This window comes from Pseudomonas spirodelae (genome assembly GCF_034653255.1).
In the GTDB taxonomy this organism is placed as follows: domain Bacteria; phylum Pseudomonadota; class Gammaproteobacteria; order Pseudomonadales; family Pseudomonadaceae; genus Aquipseudomonas; species Aquipseudomonas spirodelae.
The window spans coordinates 76,842-98,751 of the sequence record NZ_JAYEET010000035.1; the positions used below are offsets into that span (position 1 = coordinate 76,842).

24 protein-coding genes and 1 pseudogene are annotated in these 21,910 nt (G+C 58.5%); 11 read left to right on the plus strand and 14 right to left on the minus strand.

Features of this window, described 5'->3' with window-relative positions; genetic code table 11:
* Positions 1–63: 63 nt before the first annotated feature.
* The 3 genes from dnaJ to grpE all read right to left on the minus strand — a co-directional run bounded on the left by dnaJ (position 64) and on the right by grpE (position 3,900).
* A complete protein-coding gene (gene dnaJ, locus SOP97_RS10495; RefSeq protein ID WP_274086219.1) occupies positions 64–1,191 on the minus strand; it encodes a molecular chaperone DnaJ in 1,128 nt (375 codons plus the stop codon).
* 122 nt (positions 1,192–1,313) lie between these two features.
* The gene (dnaK, locus tag SOP97_RS10500) at positions 1,314–3,230 is read right to left on the minus strand and encodes a molecular chaperone DnaK (RefSeq protein WP_274086220.1); all 1,917 of its coding nucleotides are present in this window, start codon (positions 3,228–3,230) and stop codon (positions 1,314–1,316) included.
* A gap of 100 nt (positions 3,231–3,330) precedes the next feature.
* Entirely contained in the window at positions 3,331–3,900 is a 570-nt protein-coding gene (gene grpE / locus SOP97_RS10505) for a nucleotide exchange factor GrpE (protein ID WP_274086221.1), read from the minus strand.
* A 155-nt stretch (positions 3,901–4,055) separates the two neighbouring features.
* Here grpE and recN point away from each other — a divergent pair, with 155 nt between their 5' ends.
* The gene (gene recN / locus SOP97_RS10510; RefSeq protein WP_274086222.1) at positions 4,056–5,729 is read left to right on the plus strand and encodes a DNA repair protein RecN; all 1,674 of its coding nucleotides are present in this window, start codon (positions 4,056–4,058) and stop codon (positions 5,727–5,729) included.
* Between the two features lie 71 nt (positions 5,730–5,800).
* On the opposite strand, the gene fur is transcribed toward recN, so the two are convergent.
* Positions 5,801–6,205, minus strand: a complete 405-nt coding sequence (fur, locus tag SOP97_RS10515; protein WP_090255961.1) for a ferric iron uptake transcriptional regulator — start codon at positions 6,203–6,205, stop codon at positions 5,801–5,803.
* Positions 6,206–6,302: 97 nt separating this feature from the next.
* Here fur and SOP97_RS10520 point away from each other — a divergent pair, with 97 nt between their 5' ends.
* Positions 6,303–6,821 (plus strand): outer membrane protein assembly factor BamE, encoded by a 519-nt coding sequence (locus tag SOP97_RS10520; protein WP_274086223.1) that lies wholly within the window; start codon positions 6,303–6,305, stop codon positions 6,819–6,821.
* Positions 6,822–6,896: 75 nt separating this feature from the next.
* Here SOP97_RS10520 and SOP97_RS10525 read toward each other — a convergent pair whose 3' ends face one another.
* From SOP97_RS10525 to SOP97_RS10535, 3 genes are read right to left on the minus strand one after another with little or no spacing between them, the layout of a single operon-like run.
* Positions 6,897–7,217: an RnfH family protein gene (locus tag SOP97_RS10525; protein WP_274086224.1), complete on the minus strand. Its 321-nt coding sequence runs from the start codon at positions 7,215–7,217 to the stop codon at positions 6,897–6,899.
* Positions 7,210–7,644 carry a type II toxin-antitoxin system RatA family toxin gene (locus tag SOP97_RS10530; RefSeq protein WP_274086225.1) on the minus strand — a complete coding sequence of 145 codons (435 nt, stop codon included), beginning with the start codon at positions 7,642–7,644 and terminating at the stop codon, positions 7,210–7,212. Before SOP97_RS10530 ends, SOP97_RS10525 begins: the two co-directional genes overlap by 8 nt.
* Positions 7,645–7,678: 34 nt before the next feature.
* Positions 7,679–9,082, minus strand: a complete 1,404-nt coding sequence (locus SOP97_RS10535; protein WP_274086226.1) for a sodium-dependent transporter — start codon at positions 9,080–9,082, stop codon at positions 7,679–7,681.
* A 153-nt stretch (positions 9,083–9,235) separates the two neighbouring features.
* On the opposite strand from SOP97_RS10535, the gene smpB reads away from it, so the two are divergent.
* Positions 9,236–9,718 carry an SsrA-binding protein SmpB gene (gene smpB / locus SOP97_RS10540; protein ID WP_274086227.1) on the plus strand — a complete coding sequence of 161 codons (483 nt, stop codon included), beginning with the start codon at positions 9,236–9,238 and terminating at the stop codon, positions 9,716–9,718.
* A gap of 61 nt (positions 9,719–9,779) precedes the next feature.
* Here smpB and SOP97_RS10545 read toward each other — a convergent pair whose 3' ends face one another.
* Positions 9,780–10,409, minus strand: coding sequence for a LysE family transporter (locus SOP97_RS10545; RefSeq protein WP_274086228.1), 630 nt, complete (start codon positions 10,407–10,409; stop codon positions 9,780–9,782).
* 81 nt (positions 10,410–10,490) lie between these two features.
* On the opposite strand from SOP97_RS10545, the gene SOP97_RS10550 reads away from it, so the two are divergent.
* The 4 genes from SOP97_RS10550 to SOP97_RS10565 all read left to right on the plus strand — a co-directional run bounded on the left by SOP97_RS10550 (position 10,491) and on the right by SOP97_RS10565 (position 13,858).
* Complete coding sequence (locus tag SOP97_RS10550; protein ID WP_274086229.1) at positions 10,491–11,456, plus strand: 2-hydroxyacid dehydrogenase; 966 nt, start codon at positions 10,491–10,493, stop codon at positions 11,454–11,456.
* A gap of 28 nt (positions 11,457–11,484) precedes the next feature.
* Positions 11,485–12,483, plus strand: coding sequence for a class I SAM-dependent methyltransferase (locus SOP97_RS10555; RefSeq protein WP_274086230.1), 999 nt, complete (start codon positions 11,485–11,487; stop codon positions 12,481–12,483).
* Between the two features lie 244 nt (positions 12,484–12,727).
* Positions 12,728–13,312 carry a TMEM165/GDT1 family protein gene (locus SOP97_RS10560; protein ID WP_274086231.1) on the plus strand — a complete coding sequence of 195 codons (585 nt, stop codon included), beginning with the start codon at positions 12,728–12,730 and terminating at the stop codon, positions 13,310–13,312.
* Between the two features lie 102 nt (positions 13,313–13,414).
* A complete protein-coding gene (locus SOP97_RS10565) occupies positions 13,415–13,858 on the plus strand; it encodes a ketosteroid isomerase-related protein (RefSeq protein WP_274086232.1) in 444 nt (147 codons plus the stop codon).
* 67 nt (positions 13,859–13,925) lie between these two features.
* Here the strand turns inward: SOP97_RS10565 and SOP97_RS10570 are convergent, their stop codons facing one another.
* On the minus strand, positions 13,926–14,738 hold the full coding sequence (locus SOP97_RS10570; RefSeq protein ID WP_322949177.1) for a M48 family metallopeptidase: 813 nt from the start codon (positions 14,736–14,738) through the stop codon (positions 13,926–13,928).
* Between the two features lie 1,263 nt (positions 14,739–16,001).
* Between SOP97_RS10570 and SOP97_RS20390 the strand changes: the two are divergent.
* Positions 16,002–16,205, plus strand: a pseudogene (locus SOP97_RS20390) (HAMP domain-containing protein); the annotation flags it as partial.
* Between the two features lie 111 nt (positions 16,206–16,316).
* Entirely contained in the window at positions 16,317–17,060 is a 744-nt protein-coding gene (locus SOP97_RS20395; protein ID WP_411912050.1) for a methyl-accepting chemotaxis protein, read from the plus strand.
* Positions 17,061–17,138: 78 nt separating this feature from the next.
* Here SOP97_RS20395 and SOP97_RS10580 read toward each other — a convergent pair whose 3' ends face one another.
* The 3 genes from SOP97_RS10580 to SOP97_RS10590 form a co-directional block, all read right to left on the minus strand.
* Positions 17,139–17,756: an SOS response-associated peptidase gene (locus SOP97_RS10580; protein WP_322949179.1), complete on the minus strand. Its 618-nt coding sequence runs from the start codon at positions 17,754–17,756 to the stop codon at positions 17,139–17,141.
* 235 nt (positions 17,757–17,991) lie between these two features.
* Complete coding sequence (locus SOP97_RS10585; RefSeq protein WP_274086236.1) at positions 17,992–18,252, minus strand: putative signal transducing protein; 261 nt, start codon at positions 18,250–18,252, stop codon at positions 17,992–17,994.
* Positions 18,252–18,434 carry a CPXCG motif-containing cysteine-rich protein gene (locus tag SOP97_RS10590; RefSeq protein ID WP_274086237.1) on the minus strand — a complete coding sequence of 61 codons (183 nt, stop codon included), beginning with the start codon at positions 18,432–18,434 and terminating at the stop codon, positions 18,252–18,254. Before SOP97_RS10590 ends, SOP97_RS10585 begins: the two co-directional genes overlap by 1 nt.
* 128 nt (positions 18,435–18,562) lie before the next feature.
* Between SOP97_RS10590 and SOP97_RS10595 the strand changes: the two genes are divergently transcribed.
* A complete protein-coding gene (locus SOP97_RS10595; protein ID WP_322949180.1) occupies positions 18,563–19,729 on the plus strand; it encodes a 1-acyl-sn-glycerol-3-phosphate acyltransferase in 1,167 nt (388 codons plus the stop codon).
* Positions 19,730–19,787: 58 nt separating this feature from the next.
* On the opposite strand, the gene SOP97_RS10600 is transcribed toward SOP97_RS10595, so the two are convergent.
* The gene (locus tag SOP97_RS10600; RefSeq protein WP_322949181.1) at positions 19,788–20,075 is read right to left on the minus strand and encodes a hypothetical protein; all 288 of its coding nucleotides are present in this window, start codon (positions 20,073–20,075) and stop codon (positions 19,788–19,790) included.
* Positions 20,076–20,334: 259 nt separating this feature from the next.
* Between SOP97_RS10600 and SOP97_RS10605 the strand changes: the two genes are divergently transcribed.
* Positions 20,335–20,541, plus strand: a complete 207-nt coding sequence (locus tag SOP97_RS10605) for a hypothetical protein (protein WP_322949182.1) — start codon at positions 20,335–20,337, stop codon at positions 20,539–20,541.
* Between the two features lie 84 nt (positions 20,542–20,625).
* Here the strand turns inward: SOP97_RS10605 and SOP97_RS10610 are convergent, their stop codons facing one another.
* Complete coding sequence (locus tag SOP97_RS10610; RefSeq protein WP_274086241.1) at positions 20,626–21,210, minus strand: YajG family lipoprotein; 585 nt, start codon at positions 21,208–21,210, stop codon at positions 20,626–20,628.
* Positions 21,211–21,910: the final 700 nt, after the last annotated feature.

The following is a 21,910-nucleotide window of genomic DNA, read 5'->3' on the forward strand; positions in this document are numbered from 1 at the left end:
CCATCTGCTCCTAGCCGCGCGACAGACGGCGATCACTAACGACCGCCGCCTGCCACGGGTGTTTTACAGGTCGCCGAAGAAGCGCTTCACGCCTTCAAACCAGCCATTGGCCTTGGGCGAATGTGAACTGTCGCCTTCCAGGGTTTTGCGGAACTCATCAAGCAACTCACGCTGACGCTTGTCGAGCTTGACTGGCGTTTCGACCGCCACCTTGCACATCAAGTCTCCCGCACCACCGCCACGCACCGGCGCCACACCTTTACCGCGCAGACGGAACATCTTGCCGGTTTGCGTGCCTTCCGGAATCTTCAGCTTGACCCGACCATCCAGGGTTGGCACTTCAAGCTCGCCACCCAAGGCGGCATCCGCAAAGCTGATGGGCACTTCGCAGTACAGGTGCTTGCCGTCACGCTGGAAGATCGCGTGCTCGCGCACGTTCACCACCACGTACAGATCACCCGCCGGGCCACCCATGGCGCCCGCCTCACCTTCACCCGTAAGACGGATACGGTCGCCCGTATCAACACCAGCCGGCACCTTCACCGACAGCGTCTTGTGCTCTTCGACTCGACCCTGACCGTGGCATGAACCGCACGGATCGGTGATCATCTTGCCCTGGCCGTGGCAACGCGGGCAGGTCTGCTGCACCGAGAAGAAGCCTTGTTGCATGCGCACCTGACCAATACCGCCACAGGTGGTACAGGTCACAGGCGTAGTGCCCTTCTTAGCCCCAGAGCCATCGCATGGTTTGCAATTGACCAGAGTCGGCACACGAATGGTTACTGTGGTGCCACGCACCGCCTCTTCCAAGTCCAGCTCCAGGGTGTAACGCAGATCACTGCCGCGCTGGGCGCCACCGCGACCGCCACCACGACCACCGCCGCCACCGAAGAAGTCACTGAACACATCACCGAAAATATCGGAGAAGTTCGCACCACCTGGACCGCCACCGCCACCCATCTGCGGATCAACGCCGGCATGGCCGTATTGATCGTACGCCGAGCGTTTAGCGGCATCGGAGAGCACTTCGTAAGCCTCGTTGGCTTCCTTAAACTTCTCTTCCGAGGCCTTGTCGTCAGGATTGCGATCCGGGTGATGCTTCATGGCCAGGCGACGATAAGCTTTTTTCAGCTCCGCCTCGCTGGCACCGCGCTCAACACCGAGCACCTCGTAAAAGTCACGTTTAGCCATAAGTCTTCAACACCTTAAAATCGTCTACTCCAGACACGCCAACGCGGGAGCAAGCTCCCGCGCGGCGAATCATGCCGGGCGCAACTCGCGTCACACCCGGCCAAAGCGGCATAAGCTTGCGCTTACTTGTTGTCTTTGACTTCTTCGAACTCAGCATCAACCACGTCGTCACCGGCGTCTTTGGCTTTTTCGCCACCTTGCTCAGCAGCACCTGGCTGCGGTTGCTCAGCGTACATCTTCTGCGCCAACGGAGCGGTCACTTCGGACAGCGCGGTCATCTTGGCTTCGATTTCAGCTTTGTCGTCGCCCTTAACCGCCACTTCCAGCGCGCTCAGCGCCGCTTCAATTGCAGTCTTCTCGTCGGCAGTCGCCTTATCGCCAGCCTCGGTAATCATCTTACGGGTGGCGTGCACCAGCTGATCACCTTGATTGCGGGCACTGGCCAGCTCTTCGAACTTGCGGTCTTCTTCAGCGTTAGCTTCAGCGTCACGCACCATCTGCTCGATTTCTTCCTCGGACAGACCGGAGTTGGCCTTGATCACGATGGACTGAGTCTTGCCAGTGGCCTTGTCTTTAGCGCCGACATGCAGAATGCCGTTGGCGTCGATATCGAAGGTCACTTCGATCTGCGGCACGCCACGTGGCGCTGGCGGAATCTCGGCCAAGTCAAATTTACCCAGCGACTTGTTACCGCTGGCCTGCTTACGCTCACCCTGCAGCACGTGAATAGTCACCGCGCTCTGGTTGTCGTCAGCCGTCGAGAACACCTGCGACTTCTTAGTCGGGATGGTGGTGTTCTTCTCGATCAGCGCGGTCATCACGCCACCCATGGTTTCGATACCCAGGGTCAGCGGCGATACGTCGAGCAGCAACACGTCTTTCACGTCACCGGCCAATACGGCACCTTGGATAGCAGCACCCATGGCAACGGCTTCGTCCGGGTTAACGTCCTTACGTGCTTCTTTGCCGAAGAATTCGGTTACCAGCTTCTGCACCAACGGCATACGGGTCTGACCACCGACCAGAATCACGTCGTTGATCGCACCCACATCAATACCGGCATCTTTCAACGCAATGCGGCAAGGCTCGATGGTGCGCTGCACCAGGTCTTCAACCAGCGCTTCCAACTTGGCGCGCGAGATCTTCACGTTCAAGTGCTTAGGACCAGTGGCGTCTGCAGTGATGTACGGCAGATTGACGTCGGTCGACTGGCTCGAAGACAGTTCGATCTTGGCTTTCTCGGCAGCTTCTTTCAGGCGCTGCATCGCCAGCGGATCACCCTTAAGGTTCATGCCGGTTTCTTTCTTGAACTCGTCAACCAGGTAATCGATCAGACGAATATCAAAGTCTTCACCACCCAGGAAGGTGTCACCGTTGGTCGCCAACACTTCAAACTGGTGCTCGCCATCAACTTCCGCGATTTCGATCACGGAAACGTCGAAGGTACCGCCACCCAGGTCATAAACGATCACGGTGTGATCGCCTTTAGCCTTGTCCATACCGTAAGCCAGAGCAGCAGCGGTCGGTTCGTTGATGATGCGTTTTACGTCCAGACCAGCAATACGGCCGGCGTCTTTGGTGGCCTGACGCTGGCTGTCGTTGAAGTAAGCCGGCACGGTGATCACCGCCTCGGTCACTGGCTCGCCGAGGTAGTCTTCGGCGGTCTTCTTCATTTTCTTCAGAATTTCAGCCGAGATCTGTGGCGGCGCCATTTTCTGGCCGTTCACTTCAACCCAGGCGTCATTGTTGTCCGCCTTGACGATCTTGTAAGGGACCATCTGGATGTCTTTCTGCACAACTTCTTCGTCGAAGCGACGACCGATCAGACGCTTAACCGCGTACAGCGTGTTATGCGGATTGGTCACAGCCTGACGCTTAGCCGACTGACCCACGAGGATTTCGCCATCGTTGGCATAGGCGATAATCGATGGCGTAGTGCGGGTGCCTTCGGCGTTTTCAATAACTTTGGCTTTGCCGTTTTCCAGAACAGAGACGCAGGAGTTGGTTGTTCCCAGGTCAATACCGATAATTTTGCCCATATTCATTCTCCCGAAATTTTGATATTTCCGCCGCTGGTTAATTGCCAGCGGCGGTAGAACTAAAACGCTTGACTGTTAAATGGGGGCAGCTCGATGAATTTCAAGCCTGCTCATCAATCGATGGCGGCGCTTCTGCCGGCGCCTTGCTGACCACCACCATGGCGGGGCGCAGCAAACGGCCATTGAGCATGAAGCCCTTCTGGAACACCTTGAGCACGCTATTGGGCTCAACATTGGTGCTTTCCTGCATCGCCATCGCCTGATGGTGCTCAGGGTTAAACGGCGCACCATGAGGATCAATGACTTCCAACTGGAAGCGCTTGAGGGTGTCGAGGAACAACTTGAGCGTCAGCTCCATGCCCTCACGCACCGCCTTGATCGCTTCATCATCTGGATTCGACAGCTCAAGGCCGCGCTCCAGGCTATCCACCACCGGCAACAAGTCGTTGGCGAATTTTTCCAGCGCAAACTTGTGCGCTTTCTCTACATCTTGCTCCGCGCGACGGCGCACGTTCTGCAGATCGGCGGCCATGCGCAGCGACTGATCCTGCGCAGCAGCCAGCTGCTCTTCCAGCGCATGCACGCGAGCAACCAGATCATCACCCGCAGCAGCCTCGGCAGCTGTATGTGGATCAGGGTTCTGCGTATCCAGGGTCTGTTCGTCAGCCATGCGTCTCTCCTTTTGAATTCTGTCGCGAGCCTTAACTCACGTACCTGGCGGTTATATGGGGTCAAAAATTATCGTTTCAAGGATGAAAGACGGATTGTCAGCCCATAAAAAAACACTGTATAAATAACCAGACATGAACTTGGGAGGCCCTCGCCATGCTGGTGCACCTGTCCGTACACAACTACGCCATTGTCGAACACCTTGATCTAGAACTGGATGCCGGCATGAGCGTAATCAGCGGCGAAACCGGCGCTGGCAAGTCGATCATGCTCGACGCTCTCGGCCTGACCTTAGGTGATCGCGCCGACAGCGGTGTGGTGCGCCCTGGCGCGGACAAGGCCGACATCCTCGCCAGCTTCGACCTGCGCGACATCCCAGAAGCCCGCACCTGGCTGGCCGAACGCGACCTGGACAACGACGGGCCGTGCATCCTCCGTCGCGTGATTACTGCCGAAGGCCGTTCGCGCGGTTACATCAATGGCGCGCCCAGCCCACAAGGCGACCTTAAGGCGCTCGGCGAGCTGCTGATCGACATCCACAGCCAACATGAACACCAGTCACTGCTCAAACCCGAGACCCACCGCCGCCTGCTTGATGAATACGCCGGCAGCCAGGAGCTGGCGCGCCAGGTGCAACTCGCCGCGCAGCGCTGGAAACAAACCAAGAATGAACTGCAACGGATTTCCAGCCTCGGTGACGAGCAGCGCGCTCGCCACCAACTGCTCAGCTACCAACTGGAAGAGCTGGATAATCTAGCCCTCGGCGAAGATGAACTTGAGCAACTGGAGCAGGAACACAAAAACCTGACCAATGCCGAAAGCCTACTCAGCGCCTGTCGCCTGGTGATTGAACAATGCAGCGAGAATGATGCCGGCAACGTGCTGTCCGCCCTTACCAACAGCCTCAACCGCCTTGGCAACTTCCAGGGCCAGCCAGGCGCGCTGAGCGAAGCGACCAACCTACTGGCCAGTGCACAGATCCAAGTTGAAGAAGCCGTCGGCGAGCTGAACCGCTTTCTCGACCACTTCGATGCTGACCCTGAGCGCCTGCAACAGATGGAAGAGCGCCTGGACGCGATCTACACCCTGGCACGCAAGCACCGTATCCAGCCAACCGAACTAGGGGCGATGCAGCAACAGTTATTCGAAGAACTGGAAAGCCTCAACGCTGACGACCAGGCGGCCGAGCGCCTCAGCGAGGAGCTGACAGCCTTCGAACGGCATTACCAGGAAAAAGCCACGGAACTCAGTACGCTGCGCAATAACGCCGCCGACCAACTGGCCAACGCGGTAGAAGTGGAGATGCAAACCCTCGGCATGCCCGGCGGACGCTTTACCATCAAGCTGAGCGCCAACAGCAACAGCGAGCCGCACCCCAATGGCTTGGAGCAATTGGAGTTTCTGGTCAGCGCTAACCCCGGCCAACCGCTCAAAGCCCTGGCCAAAGTGGCCTCGGGCGGCGAACTGTCGCGCATCAGCCTGGCGATCCAGGTGATCACCGCTCAAACCTCACGGGTACCAACCCTGGTATTCGATGAAGTCGACGTCGGCATCGGCGGCCCCACCGCAGAAGTGGTCGGACAGCTGCTGCGCAAGCTCGGCGAACGCGGCCAGGTGCTCACCGTGACTCACCTGCCGCAAGTTGCAGCACAAGGGCATCAGCATCTGTTTGTACATAAGGTCCGCGAAAGCGATGCCACACGCACCGCGGTGAGCAAGCTCAGCTCAGCGCAGCGCGTAGAGGAAATCGCCCGCATGCTCGGCGGCGTAGACCTAACCGAAGAATCCCTGGCCCACGCACGGCAAATGGTCAGCAGCGCCCAAGCCTGATTCAATCGCCCTAGAACGCTAGAAAGCACAAAGGCGACCCGAGGGTCGCCTTTGTCATTCAAACAGGCTGATCAGCTTTTCTTGCGCACGTACAACACAAGATTATGATCAACCAGCTCAAAACCGTGCTCTTTGACGATTTCTTTCTGGCGTTTTTCGATCTCCGCATCGAAGAACTCAATCACTTCGCCAGAATCAACACAGACCATATGGTCGTGATGGCCGCTGTCCGCCAACTCGAAGACCGCATGACCGCCATCAAAATTATGGCGAACCACCAGGCCTGCGGCTTCAAACTGGGTCAGTACGCGGTAGACAGTCGCCAAACCTACGTCGTCACCAGCCTCCATTAAAGCCTTATATACGTCTTCGGCACTCATGTGACGCTGGCCGGCAGAGTCGAGCATTTGTAGTATCTTGACCCGTGGCAGGGTCACTTTCAGGCCAGCCTTGCGTAGTTCGCTATTTTCAACCATGGTCTGCTTTCTCACGGAAGCGGCTTCGCAGCTTCCTTTATTGCGGGTATGATCCGGGGTTATATTGCCCAGCCAAGATAGTGGAAGTCGCCCACCGATGCAAAAGACCAAACTCCTGCTGACCAGCCTCTCCCTTACGGGGCTACTCGCACTCGCCGGTTGTTCATTCCCCGGGGTTTACAAAATCGACATCCAACAGGGCAATGTCGTCACGCAGGACATGATAGACCAGTTGCGTCCGGGAATGACCCGCAAGCAAGTGCGGTTTATCATGGGCAACCCCTTGCTCACCGACACCTTCCACGCCAACCGCTGGGATTACCTGTACAGCATCCAGCCAGGTGGTGGTCAGCGCTTGCAAGAGCGCGTGAGTGTGAACTTCAGTGCTGACGACCAACTAGTCGGCTTGTCGGGCGACTTTATGCCAGGCGTGAGCCGCGACCAGGCAATCCTCGGCGAAAGCAGTGGTGTTACCACGCCGCAGGCGGCGCAGCCGACTCAAACAGAAGATAAGCCTGCCCCCGGCTCCCTGCTCGAGCAGATTCAGCGTGAAGTAGACGATGTAAAAGTCGTCCCAGTGCCTACACCAGAGCCCCTGGAAAGCACGCCGCAGTAATAGTGCGCTAATAAAAAGCCCGGACATGTCCGGGCTTTTTTGTGCCTCGCCATCTCTGACGACACGCCTTTATCACTACTCCCCGCTACTGTCCGCCTTGGCTTGCGCAGCCTTGGCCGCACGCTGCTTACGCACCTCTTTGGGGTCAGCAATCAGCGGACGATAGATCTCCACCCGTTCACCCTCTTCCAGCACACGCTCATCGGGCTTGCTTACCGCCTTGCCGAAAATACCCAGCGGGCTGTTGTGTAGATCCAGAGCTGGGAAGTGCGCCTGCATACCAGACTGCAACGCCGCCTGACGCACCGTGGTGCCATAGGGCACGCTCAGACGCAGCAGTTTATGCTTGTCAGCCAGAGCGTACACCACCTCGACCACAATATTTGGCTTATCCATAAAGTTGCTTGGCCCTTTGGCAAAACGCATCAACCAGGGTGTTGGCCGCCTGATTGAACAATGGCCCGAGCGTTGCGCGCACCAACGGCCCAGCGTAGTCGAATGTCAGGTCCAGACTGATTTTGCAGGCTTTGTCGCCCAACGCTTTGAACTCCCAATGCCCGAACAACTGGGTGAACGGCCCTTCAACCAGGTTCAAGTTAATTCGCTCGCCTGGCACCAGCACATTGGCGGTAACAAACCGCTGGCTTAAGCCGCCCTTGGCCACAGAAAGACAGGCGCGCATGTGCGTATCACTGACTTCAAGTACCTCACTGGCCGAGCACCAGGGCAAAAATTGCGGGTAACTGGCCACATCATTGACCAGGTCATACAGCGCTCGCGCCGGATACGGCAACAACGCCGAACGCTGAATATGCGTACTCATAATCCAACCACTGGGTTAAACGGGACACAGGTGATCATTTATTCAGCTCGGCCACAAACACGATCAGCACACCAATCGGCGCGACCACGCGAATAAACCAATACACCACGTTAAACAGCAACGGGCTCTTCATCGCCAGCTCTTCACGCACGGCTTCACGCTTGAGCACCCAACCGGCAAAGAGGGCAAACGTCAAACCACCGAGCGGCAGCATGATACGGCTGGTCAGGTAATCGATGCTGTCGAAGAAGTTCCGACCACCCTCGGCACCCCACTGGAATAGATGAAAGCCGTCTTCGGCAAATACAAAGAACTTCGCCTCAGCGGCCAGATTGAAGGACAGCACAGTGCCCATACCAATCACCCAGCACACAAATGCCAACACACTGGTCACCAACACCCGGCTGCGTTTACTGCGTTCAACCAGATAAGCCACTGCGGGCTCCAGCATGGAGATTGACGAAGTCCACGCGGCAATCAGCACCAACACAAAGAACAGCGTGCCCATTACCTGACCGAAAGCGATATTGCCGAATGCCACAGGCAGGGTGACAAACATCAGACCCGGTCCCGCACTCGGCTCCAAACCACCGGCGAAGACAATTGGAAATAGCGCCAACCCCGCAGTAAGCGCCACCAGGGTATCGAGGATGCCCACGGTGAGGATGGTACTGCCAATCGAAGCCTGCTTCGGCATATAGGAGCCGTAGACCATGATCGCGCCTACGCCGACGCTCAAGGTAAAGAAGGCATGCCCCATGGCGGCCAGCACACCATCAAGAACCCGCTCAGGCTGGAAATTAAACAAAAAATGGAAGCCTTGCATGAAATGCCCGGTGGTCATGCTGTACCCCAGCAACACCAACAGCAGCACAAACAGCAGCGGCATCATGATGCGCAAACTACGCTCCAGCCCCGCCACCACGCCTCGGGCAATCACAAAACCGGTCAGCAACATAAACAGCGTGTGCCACAGGGTCAGCCGCCACGGATCGGCGGTCAGCGCACCAAACGCCGCACCGGCTCCTTGCGCACTGACACCGGCAAACTGCCCGCTGCCCATGCTGAGGATGTAATCCAGCGACCAGCCGGCCACTACGCTGTAAAACGACAGGATCAACAGCGCGGCAATCATCCCGACCAGCGCCGCCCAAGACCATTTCGGCGAAGCACCCGATTCAATGGCCAAGGTTTTGAGGGTATTGACCGGACTTTGCCGGCCGCGTCGACCGATCAGCGTCTCCGCGAGCATGATCGGTAGACCCACCATAAAGATGCACACCAGGTACATCATCACAAAAGCCCCGCCACCGTACATGCCAGTCATGTAGGGGAACTTCCAGATATTACCCAGGCCTACAGCCGACCCGGTCGCCGCCAGAATAAACACCCAACGGCTGGCCCAGGCACCGTGTATCGAAACCTTATCGTTCGCCATGCTCGGCTAGCCTGCTCTATTTAAAAAAGATCGCGCATTGTCGGGGATTCGCCAAGGCGGCTCAAGCGCAGCCGACACTGGATAGCCCGTGAATGCTTTTGCCTGATCGCACACATAGCTTCCGCGCCTGGGACTCCCTATAATGCGCGCCCTATGGCTAAACAAAAGAAACACCCACAAGGCACCATCGCGCAAAACAAGAAGGCGATGCATGACTACTTCGTCGAATCCAGATTCGAGGCGGGCTTGGTCCTGGCCGGCTGGGAAGTGAAAAGTCTGCGCGCTGGTAAGGCTCAGTTGGTCGACAGCTATGTGCTGCTGAAAAACGACGAAGCCTGGCTGATGGGCTGCCACATCACCCCATTGACCACGGCCAGCACCCACGTGATTGCCGACCCCATCCGCACCCGCAAGTTGCTGCTGAACAAGCGCGAGCTGGACAAGTTGTTCAGTGCCGTGCAGCAGAAAGGCTATGCCTGCGTAGCGCTGTCGATCTACTGGAAGGCGCACCTGATCAAGTGCGAAATTGCCCTGGCCAAGGGTAAAAAAGACTTCGACAAGCGTCACACCGAGAAAGAGCGCGACGCTAACCGTGAAGTCCAGCGCGCCATGCGCAGCAAAGGCAAAGACGACTAAACGCGCCGAACCAAATCAAAACGCCCCGCTGATGCGGGGCGTTTTTGTTACAGCAATTCGCTTAGCGCAGCTCGGTAAACGCCAGCTTAACGCCCAAACCAATCAATACCGTGCCCATCAACCGATCAAACCAGTGCCCCATTCGCGCGAAACCAGCGCGTACCCGCTGGTGACTGAACAGCTGGGCAACCATGCAGAACCACAGCGCAGTCGCAACCGCCAGGTACACCCCATACCCCGCCTGCACCAGCAACGGCGTATGCGGATTGATCACCACGGTAAACAACGACAGGAAAAACAGCGTGGCCTTAGGGTTCAGGCCATTGGTCACAAAGCCCGCCATAAAGGCTGCACGGGGTGAGCGCTCACCCTCCTGCACACGCAACTCTGCACTGTTCGCACCGGCCGGCTTGGCACGCAACGCCTTGATGCCGATGTAAAGCAGGTAAGCAGCCGCCAGCCACTTCAACGCATTGAACAGCACCAGTGATTGCGACACGATTAAACCAATGCCCAACAGCGAATAGGCTACGTGGATAAAAATACCGCAGCCCACGCCTAGCGCACTGAACATGCCCGCACGTCGCCCATGACCAACACTTTCGCGCACCACAATCGCAAAATCCGGCCCAGGGCTGGCCACTGCCAGAAAGTGGATCAGGGCCACAGCTAAAAACTCAGTCCAATACATGGGCGACTCCGCGACGACGAAATGATTCTGTTAGGCTCGCAACCTTACTCCCCTCCCAAACTCGCAGGATAGATACAGCTGATGAGTAACAGTCACCGCGCCGTCTTTCTCGACCACAGCTCACTCGACTTGGGCGACCTTGATTTATCCAGCCTGAGCGCCTGCTTTGCCGACCTGCAACTGTATCCGCACAGCACGCCGGCGCAGACCATCGAACGCCTGCAAGGTGTACAGGTTGCGATCAGCAACAAAGTACCGCTGACTGCCGAGGTATTCGCCGCCTGCCCTGAGCTGAAACTCATTTTGGTGGCGGCCACCGGCATCAACTCGATTGACCTGGCCGCCGCCCGTGCCCACGGCATCAGTGTGAGCAACTGCCAGGGCTACGGCACACCCTCGGTGGCGCAGCACACCCTGATGCTGCTGCTCGCGCTGGCCACGCGCCTGCCGGACTATCAGCAGGATATTCGAGCCGGTCGCTGGCAACAGGCGCAGCAATTTTGCCTGTTAGACCACCCGATTATCGAACTACACGGCAAAACTCTCGGCATGCTTGGCCATGGTGAGCTGGGCAGCGCCGTAGCACGACTGGCCGAAGCCTTTGGCATGCGCGTACTCCTCGGCCAGCTACCCGGCCGCCCAGCCCGAGCAGACCGCCTGCCGCTGGACGAACTGCTGCCCCAGGTCGACGCACTCACCCTGCACTGCCCGTTGAACAGCGACACCCTGAACCTTATCGATGCCCGCGAGCTCAGCCTGATGAAGCCTGGCGCCCTGCTGATCAACACAGCGCGTGGCGGTTTGGTCAACGAACAGGCCCTAGCTGATGCGCTGCGCGCGGGTCACCTCGGCGGCGCAGCCACCGACGTACTGACCCAGGAGCCGCCCAAGGATGGCAACGTGCTGCTCGCCGCCGACATTCCTCGACTGATCATCACGCCGCACAGCGCCTGGGGCAGCCGCGAGGCACGGCAACGCATCGTCGGCCAGCTGGCAGAAAACGCTCAGGCATTTTTCAACGGCGCACCGGTGCGCGTAGTCGGCTAAGCTACGCAACTTTTTTCCAGGAGCGTCCATGGACCCGCGAAGTGAAGTACTGCTGCGTCAGGCCAATCTATTCACCGGTCGGCTACTGCTGGCTGGCTTGCCGGCGGATGATCTGCTCGGTCATTTCCCAGAGGCCCATGGCTGGAGCTGGCACGCCGGTGAGCATGCCCTGCTGGATGCGCGCTTCAGCAACCGCTGCCAGTTTGCCACCCAGCCTGACGAACGCGACTTCCAGGCGGCGGTGTTGTTTCTGCCGAAATCCCGCGAACTGACCGAATACCTGCTCAACACCTTGGCCGCGCGCCTGGGTGGCCGCGAGTTGTTCCTCGTGGGAGAAAAGCGCGCGGGTGTCGAGCGTGCGGCCAAACAATTGGCAGCGTTTGGCCAAACGCGCAAACTCGACAGCGCACGGCACTGCCAACTCTGGCAAGTCAGGGTTGAGCACACACCGGCCACGCCGGATCTGCACAGCCTGGCGCAGCACTATGAATTACCCCTGAGTGACGGCCCCCTGAAAGTCCTCAGCCTGCCCGGCGTATTCAGCCATGGTCGTCTAGATGTAGGCAGTGCACTGCTGCTGGAGCATCTGGATAACCTGCCGAGCGTGCACATACTGGATTTCGGCTGTGGCGCCGGGGTTCTCGGCGCGGCGCTAAAACGCCGTTACCCAGATAGCCAGGTGACGATGCTGGATGTCGACGCCTTTGCCGTCGCAAGCAGCCGCCTGACGCTCGCCGCCAATGGCCTGCAGGCCGAGGTCATCAGTGGTGATGGCATTGATGCCGCCCCCACTGGCCTCAGCGCAATCCTCAGCAACCCGCCCTTCCACCAGGGCGTACACACCCACTACCAAGCTACCGAACATTTACTGCGCCAGGCAGCCCGACACCTGGCCAGCCAAGGCGAGCTGCGCCTGGTCGCCAACAGCTTCCTCAAGTACCCGCCGCTGATTGAGCAGCACCTCGGCACCTGTCAGACCCTGGCCGATGCCAAGGGCTTTCGCATCTACCGCGCCCGCAAAAACTAAAACACGCTTGCCCTCTTGCGGGTGCACGGGCAGAATGCGCGCGTCCTAGGGGAGTAGTCTCCCGCGAGCGCCAGCTCGCCCGGCACGTGTCAACATACTTGCTCAACAGAGCATGGCGCGTGCGACCCCAGGCCCACTCAGCGGGGCCTGCGGTTTGACAAGACCTATGACACGCACACCTTACCCGGGGCGGGAAGGCTGTACGTGTCATAGCCATGTCGACCCGCCCCTTTAGGAAAGCCTGATGCTCGAATCCCTGTTTGTTCCAACCTTCATCGTTGCCTTGGCCGAAATCGGTGACAAGACGCAATTGCTTGCCTTGCTCCTGGCCGCACGCTTTCGCAAACCCTGGCCGATCATCTGGGGCATCGTGGTCGCCACACTGGCCAACCATTTCGCGGCGGGTGCTGTCGGCAACTGGGTAGCCAGCTTCTTCTCCCCAGCCACCCTTAGCTGGGTGCTCGCCGCCAGCTTTGTCGCTGTTGCGCTCTGGACACTGGTACCAGACAAGCTCGACGAGGACGAAGAATCCGGCCTGAAAAAATACGGACCCTTCCTCACAACGCTGATCGCCTTCTTCATCGCCGAAATGGGCGACAAGACCCAAGTGGCAACAGTGATGCTCGCGGCACAATACCCACACTTCATCTTGGTGATCATCGGTACGACCCTGGGCATGTTGCTGGCTAACGTGCCGGTGGTACTGGCCGGTAATTTTGCCGCCGAGCGCCTGCCCTTGACCCTGATTCGCCGCGTGGCCGCCTGCGCCTTTGCAGCCCTGGCCATCTATGCCGGGTACCAGGCTATGAAATTCAGCGGGCTGATTTAACCAGCAACGACGCCAGGGCACTGGCGTCAATCCACTACCTCGGCCCGTAGACGACTGCTACAGTGGGAAAAAACCTGCCTACAGGCCGTCACGGAGACATGCATGCCGCTGGATGATCGGAAAAAGCTGGTACGCCAGCATATAGAGTTGTCGTGGAACAAAGGTCGCTCGATGCTGGCAGAGCAACTGCACAGCAAGGACTTTCTCTATAAGAGTTCGTTCATGGGTAGACCACTCAACAGCCCGGCGTTTTCACAGATGGTGAAGGACATCCGTCACGCCATGCCGGATTTGCAGGTGGTGGTTGAGGAATGCATTGCCGAAGGTTACAAAGTGGTGACCTGGAGCACCCTGATCGGCACCATCCAGCGACCTGCCCTCGGCTATCAACCCAGCGACAAAGTGCTGAGCATCTCGGCCATGGCCTTCTGGACGCTCACCCCAAGCCATGAAATCCAGGAAATCTGCACCATGTTCGACATGGAAAGCTTCCGCTCACAGCTGGGCATGCCCACGCAATCCTTTGCCGCCAAGGCCCTGCCTTAACCGCGAAAAATCTGCCCAAACAAAAAAGCCCGGCATGCGAGCGGGGCTTTTTTGTATTGATCGCGACTTAACGCGCCCGCTCATACAGCGGCATTACTTTAGGAATCGCCGCTTGCAAGGATGAGATACGGCTATTCGACGACGGGTGAGTGCTCATAAATTCAGGCGGCGCGCCTTCACTGGCGGCAGCCATCTTCTGCCACAGGCTAACCGCGGCGTTAGGGTTGTAGCCCGCGCGGGCCGCCAACTCCAAACCAATCAGATCGGCCTCGTTCTCATTGCCACGGCTATTGGGCAAGGTCATGCCGTATTCCACCGCTGCATCGGCCAGCGCCAGGGTGTCTGAGCCCAGCCCCAGCAAAGCGCCGGCGCCTTGCTTGGCCATTTCGATGCCGTAGGCCTTGGACATTGCCTCACGGCTGTGTTCGCGCAGCGCGTGAGCCATTTCGTGGCCCATGATCGCGGCGATCTCGTCGTCAGTCAGGTCCAGCTTATCGATTATGCCGCTGTAGAAAATAATCTTGCCGCCCGGGCCGCAGTTGGCGTTAAGTTCGGGGCTTTTGATCAGGTTGACTTCCCACTGCCACTGCGCCGAATCCGGGCGAAACAGCGGCGCCTGCTTGATCAGGCGATCGGCAATCGTACGCAGACGCTTGGCGTTATTACTGGTTTTATCCAGCACACCCTTACTGGAAGCCTCGCCCAGAGTCTGTTGATAGGACTGCGCATACATCTGATTAACTTCCTGAGTCGAGAGCGCGCTGAACATGTACTGCTTGCGCTCTACACCCACTGCGCCGCCACTGGTGGTATTGACGGCCTGGCATCCTGCCAGCAGCAAGGCCGCAGCCAGCGCAGATAATGGCAACAAGTGTTTCATGCTGAATCTCCCGATGAACAAGGTTCGTATGCTAGGCCGCCCCCTCCAACCGAGCAACAGCTGAACTTGCACAATCAGCCTTAGCCATCTTTTATCTGCATACAGGCACTACGGATTCCATCCTCGCCTGCCGATAGCTATGGATAGCACCCTACTCTCGCCGGAGCATCCATGAAGCTTAAATCCATTCAGTTTTCAGTTGCCGCAATGGCCGGCGCGAGCGTCCTCGCCGTGGTCGCTGCACTGGTGATGTATGCAGTTTTTGCCAGCAACAGAAGCCAGACTTTGGTGCAGGAGCGTACTCGCGACCTACTCGAACAGGTCATCCAGCAACGTTTGACGGCTCTGGCGCAAACCCAGGTCTTACAGATTCAGCGTGAGTTGGACATACCCCTGCAGATCACTGCCGACCTGGCGCGAACTAACGCGCTACTCGGCATGCAAGACAGCACTGGCAGCCCGCTGTTATCCATTAGCCGGGAAGAGCTGGCAAACCTCGTGCACGAAACCACGGCACAAAATCCTAAACTGCTGGGCAGTTATATCGGCTGGGAGCCAAATGCCTTCGACGCCAATGATGACGTCTACGCCGGCATAAAAGACAACGGCTACGATGGCTCGGGGCGCTTCAACCCATGGTGGTTTCGCAATGCCGATGGCAGCTTAGGTATTGATGCCCTTGGCGATATGGAGACCGAAACGCTGCTCCCTACCGGTGTTCGCGCTGGCGAGTACTATCTGTGCCCCAAAGAGAGCAAAAAAACCTGCGTGATTGACCCGGCACCCTACGACGTCGGCGGCAAGATGATCATGCTCGCCTCCTTTACCTCTCCGATTCTCGTCAATGGCCAGTTTCGGGGCATTGCTGGGGCAGACCTGGCGGTTAACTTCATTCAGGAGTTATTGCTCAAAGCAGACAGCAAACTCTATGACGGCGCGGGGGAAATGGCGCTTATCGCGAGCAATGGCCGCCTGGTCGCGTCAACAAAAGCACCGGACAAGCTGGGTAGCCCGGCAACTGAGCTGCTCGACGCTAACGAAGTAGCCAACTTGCAAAGCATGACTGCCGGCCAAGTCATCTATGACATTGACGAGCAAGAAGATCCGTCTAAGAACCACATCGAGCTGTTTCTCAGCTTCAACATTGGCGATAGCGATACTCGCTGGGTGCTCATGCTGGTGCTCCCGGTCAATACCGTCATGGCTGATCTACAGAGCATGCAGGCCGACCTCCACGCACAAGGCGAGGCCGACACCCTGGGCATGGCGCTGGTCGGCTTATTAATTGCGGCTATTGGCTTATTGGTGGTGTGGTTTGTTGGCTACGGCATTGCCCGCCCACTAAAACAAATGGTGGCCATGCTCGATGACATCGCCAAGGGTGAAGGCGACCTAACCCGCCGCCTGACAACCGACCGAGCGGACGAGCTGGGCATGATCGCGCTCGGCTTCAACACCTTCCTGAGCAAGCTGCAGGCCATGATCAGCCAAGTGGTGAGCTCGGTACAGAAAGTCAGCGACTCATCCGAGCACACTGCCGACATTGCCATCCGCACCAACCAGGGCGTGCAGAAACAAATGGCGGAAATCGAACTGGTTGCCACTGCTGTGCATGAGATGACCGCTACCGCTCAGGATGTGGCACGCAACGCCACCCATGCCGCTGAAGCCGCGAACCATGCAGACCGCGCCGCCAATCAAGGCAAGCAAACGGTGCAGAACACCGCGGACTCGATTGCTGCACTGGCCCAGGAAATCGGGCGTGCGGTGACGGTGGTGCAAACGCTGGCCAAGGACAGCGAGAACATTAACGCCATCTTGGTGGCGATTCGCGGCATTGCCGAGCAGACCAACCTGCTCGCGCTCAACGCGGCCATCGAGGCCGCACGCGCCGGCGAACAGGGCCGAGGTTTTGCCGTAGTGGCCGACGAGGTGCGCAACCTGGCGCAAAAAACCCAACAGGCCACTGAAGAAATTCAGACCATGATCCAGCAGCTGCAACAAGGCACCCGCGACGTCGTCAATGTGATGGAAGACAGCCAGAGCAAAACCGAAATCAGCGTGAAGCAGGCCAGCCAGGCAGCCGCAGCGCTGGAGTCCATCACCCAGGCGGTTTCAGTGATCAACGACATGAACACACAGATCGCCAGCGCGGCCGAGGAGCAAAGCGCAGTGGCCGAAGACATCAACCGTAACGTCACCAATATCGGCCAGGTGGCCAACGAAGTTGCAGGTGGCGCCGACGAGGCCAGCCAGGCCAGCGCAGAGCTGACCAAACTGGCCGAACAGCAACGCCGCCTGATCAACCAATTCAAGGTCTAACTGGGCAGGCAAAAAGGGCGGACTGCCGCGCAGTTCGCCCTTTTTTATTGTTAAGACTTTACAAGGAGCGCCCGCCAGCTAGGCAGGCGTCAGGCACTCAGGTGCATCCAGCTTGGGATCATTGATCAGATTGGCCAGCACCCGCTCGCGCAGTCCGGGTTGCGGCCTTGCCAGTAGTGCCTGCAACTCAGCTGGCGAGGTCTCGGCCGATAACCAGGCCGCTTGCCCGGCCTCATCGAGAATCAACGGCCGACGCTGACTGGCAGCCGCCTGGGTGACGACCGCAGCACTGAGGTAGACAAAACCCTCAACCGGATAAGCCTCCCACAAGGCCGCAAAGTAAAGCGGCGTGCCCTCACCAGTCAGCCAGTACGGGCGTTTGCGCGCCGTGCCTCGCCATTCGTAAAAGCCATTAGCCGGCAGCAGACCTCGGCGCAGACGAAACGCCTCACGAAACATCGGCTGCTCGGCCAGGGTTTCCGCACGCGCCTGGGCCGGGGTCTTGGTGAGATCCGTCAACCAGGGCGGCGTCAGCCCCCAGCGCGCGCGCGCCAGCTGGCGCTCGCCGTCGACATTACGCAGCAGCAAGACCTGGCTGTGCGGCGAGATACTCCAGTGCGGTAACTGGTCAGCAGGGAAGCCGGGAATCGCCGCAAATGCAGGCGTCCAACGGAACAGGGCATAACGTCCACACATGGGAAACTCGATAGCGTTTGAATAGAGACAGTAGCTGCACAGCGGCGTTTGAAAACTTGCTTTATGGTCTCGCGAGCTAGAGTCCTGTAAGGCGCTACGTTAGTAACAGCCTTCGGCTGGTCAAAACGGCGAGGAAGCGGACAGGACTCGCACACGAGTGTACTTTTGTACATGAGCATTCTGAGCCTGTTTTTAACGCCGCAGGGCCGACGCGCAGCAGACCATAACCAGGCAATCAGCAGAGCAACGTACCTTGGAAGTTATCCGGCTCATCGCCGGGCAGCGGCTGCGCGGCATTGTACGCGGCGATTAGCTGTTGTGCGCGGTGCGCTTGCGCATCCTCGACCATCACCCCGAGCAAGCCGCAGGCAGGTAACTCACCCACCGCCCCAGCCAGGTGCTGCCCGGTGAGGTAGGCGTCGATGCCCTCACTGGCCAGCATGCCGAGCAGCAATTCAGCTTCCATCAGGTCTTGCGGCTCATAAATGCGTTGCATCAGTCATTCTCCCCGCGCACATCGAGGCACCAGTCCTCACCATCGGTCTGCAGCGAAAACACGATCGGCCGGCAGCACACCGGACAGTCTTCGATGTATTGCTGATCGCCAGCAGACAAGTCGAGTAAGGCCTCGACCTGCTCGCCACAATAAGGGCACTGGTAGTCCTGAGTTTCCAGCATCGCGGTCTCCTTGTGACTTGGGCGTATAATCGCCGGTCTATAGCTGGCCCTGCAGTCGCGCAACAGCCCATGCTGAGCGCGACGACCAGAGCGGTGAGCATCTCCACAGCCAACCACGACAAGAGAACATGATGGGCGAATTCGATACCATCCGACCTTACGCTGACGCAGAAGTCCCTGCCGTACTTGCGCGCCTACTGGCCGACGATGCGTTTCTCGGCATCCTCACTCAGTTCCGCTTCCCGCGCCTGGCTGGGCCTTTGGGCTGGCTGCTTAAACCACTTATAGCCTATCGCCTGCGTCTTGAGTTCCGTGACGTGAGTTCGGTGGCGCAATTGCAATCGCGTATCGCCAGTTATGTCGACCACACCATTGAGCAAGCGACCGATGGCGTGAGCTATTCCGGCATCGAGCATCTGCAAGCCGGCCAAGCCTATCTATTCCTCGCCAACCACCGCGATATCGTGATGGATCCGGCGTTCGTCAACTATGCGGTGTACCACGCGGGGCTGCCAACGCCACGCATCGCGATTGGCGACAACCTGCTGCAAAAGCCGTTTGTCAGCGACCTGATGCGCCTGAACAAGAGCTTTATCGTGCACCGCTCGCTCACCGGCCGGCGCGAGAAGCTGGCGGCTTACCAGTTGCTCTCGGCCTATATCAATCACTCGATCCGCGTTGATGGCGAGTCGATCTGGATCGCCCAGGCTGAAGGGCGCGCCAAGGACGGTGATGACCGCACCGACTCGGCGATCCTCAAGATGTTTCATATGAGCCGGAAAGCCGAGCCGTTTGCCGAGCTGATCAACAGCCTGCGCCTGACGCCGGTGTCGATCAGCTATGAATACGACCCTTGCGATCAGGCCAAGGCCCGCGAACTGTCAACCCGCGCCAGCAGTGGCAGTTACACCAAGGCCGCCGGCGAGGATGACCAAAGCATCGCGCTCGGCATCACCGGCTACAAAGGCCGCGTACATGTGCATTTCGGCGCGCCTGTGAAGCAATGCCTGGAGGACAGCAAGGTCCTGGCGACGGAGATGGATCGGCAAATTCTTACCGGCTACCGGCTGTTCCCTGTGCATTACCTGGCGTATGCCATGTGGGCGGATCGCGACCCTGCACTGGCTGTACCCGACGCTGCCGAACTGTTCCCTGCCGCAGAACTCAGTGCGGCAAAAAGCGAGTGGAAGCGCCGCTTGGCCAACTGCCCGAGCGAGCAGCAACCCTACCTGATCCTGCAATACGCCAACCCGGTGCGTAACCAGTACCGAATCAAGGCCGGCCTGCCCCTTTAGCGCCCTTACCCGCAATAAAAACGGCAGCCATTGGCTGCCGTTTTTGTCTAAAACGATCCTACAGCTGGGTACTGAGCCAGGACAGCAGCAGCGCCAAGGCCAGGCAGGTATAACCAAAGCGATAGAAGAAGCGGTTGAGCCGCCGGGTCGGCTCATCACAAGCATCAGCCTGCTGCGCCAGCGCGTTTAGCGCATTACCGGCCAACAGCCGCGCCTGCGCAAGCTGCTCACGCAGGCGGGTGGCCAACAGCAACCAGGCGCCGGCCAGGGCAAAAAACAGCGCCAATCCATTCAACCACTGCCCGGGCTGCCCTTCGATCAGCCACCAGAGCGCTTGCAACGACATGTTCGACCTCAACTTCTTAATGGCATGCGAGCAGTGTCGCGCCAGACCATCAGCACACCCAATACAGCAGCGGGCAGTCCAATTACGGGCGCGGAGTCTACCGAAGGATGCCGCTCTCGCGGCTCGATTCCGACGAATCGCAGTGACTGTGAGCGTACTGTCACATGCTTGATTTAGGGTTTAACGCGCGCCGCAACGCCGCATCCAAATGGCTTCGCGCGCGAAGCAAAGCCTCTTACTCGCCATGGAGAATTGCCCCATGCTGCATGCCCAACCCCAAGACCGCGACTACCTGATCGACTCGCTGGACGACGTTGAAGCCGTCATCGACGGGCTGTCATTCAACGTGCAAGACGAGCACTGGCTGGTGTACTGCGCCCTCGGCGGCCATGAACATTACGCCCTGCCTGATATCGACACGCGCACGGGCATCAGCCTGCCCGCGCTTTACAGCGAAGCCGCCTAAGGCGCGGTCGTTCGCTGCAGGCAAGAAATCGCAAATAGAAAAAAGCCCGGAATACTCCGGGCTTTTTTATTACGCCAACACCGCTTACTGCGCGAGCACCTGACCGATGGTCGGGTCCTTGAAGGCGCGGGTCAGGGCATCACTCAACACATCGCTCACCAGCTTGGTGTTTGTGGCCTGATTAGGTGCCATGCCAAAACGCTGATTTAACGACGCACCGTAGCGGCCGCTGTAGCGACGGCTAGAGTTCTGCACATCAACACGGAAGGTCGCGGTCATGTCAGCCTCAGTCACGTACAGGCCTTCTTTCGGCGACTGGTACTTCAGCTCGGCCAGGGTCAAGGTCAACTGAGGGGCGTTGTAGGCATTGGCGCTTGGGGTAAACCCGAGCAAACGTACAGCCGCTTCAGCCTGGGCCTGCAGCTTGGGCAGGATATCCTGACCAGTCACACTGATGGCGCTGGTTTCCGGGTAGAGGCCACCGCGGGTGCCTAACACCGGCGAAGGACGCCCATCGGCCACTCGCACGACCACAGGCTGGCCCTGGCCAACGGCCGTGATCGGGCTATTGAGTTTGGGTTGTGGGCTGAGTTGTTGCGGGCTGTGGGCACAACCCACCAGAGTAAGGCTGGCAACAGCCACCAGACCAAACAGCAGACGATGCAGCATGCTCAACTCTCCATAGATAAGGGGCAGATGTGGCGCGCAGTATAACCAGCGCGATATGTGCCTGACAGCGCTGGTTGGGATCAGTTAGCGCTGTGTGTAGTGCTAATCCAGCACAGCACCAGCTACTGATCTGACGCACAGGGGAGTAACAGGTTCCCGTAATGCCTTTGTCATGCGCATCGGGCATAAGACTTTAGTCTTCCCTACCCGTGAGAGATCGCCATGTTTACCCTGCGTAGCCTGCTCGCCCCCAAGCGTCCGATGCGCTCATTCGCCCTACTCGACGCGCAGGGCATTTGCACTGCACTGCGCCAGTCAGCCCAAGCCCCGCAAGGCCCTGGCTGGGTTGAGGTGCAACAAAGTTGCTCCAGCTGGCTTAATCGGCCGCTGCCAGCCAGCGCCCGAACCATACAAATAAAGCCATGCATGCACGCCCGACAAACGCTGGCGGCTTGACAGACAACAGAAGAAAAGTCACACCAGGCGATCAATTTTCCTGCTTTGCCCTTATAATCGCGCCCCGAATATAAGGACGCCTCCTGTTCGGGCCCTGCCGTCACGCTGATGCACCACTCATCGGCCGCGCCCCAGAGAGTCGCCCACTTCACGCTGCCTCCTAGCTAGCGCTTTTCCCAACTGTGAAATGCCATGCAGCTTCTGCAAAGGTCGTTTCACGTCGGTGAAAAGCTGGTTAAAGCAG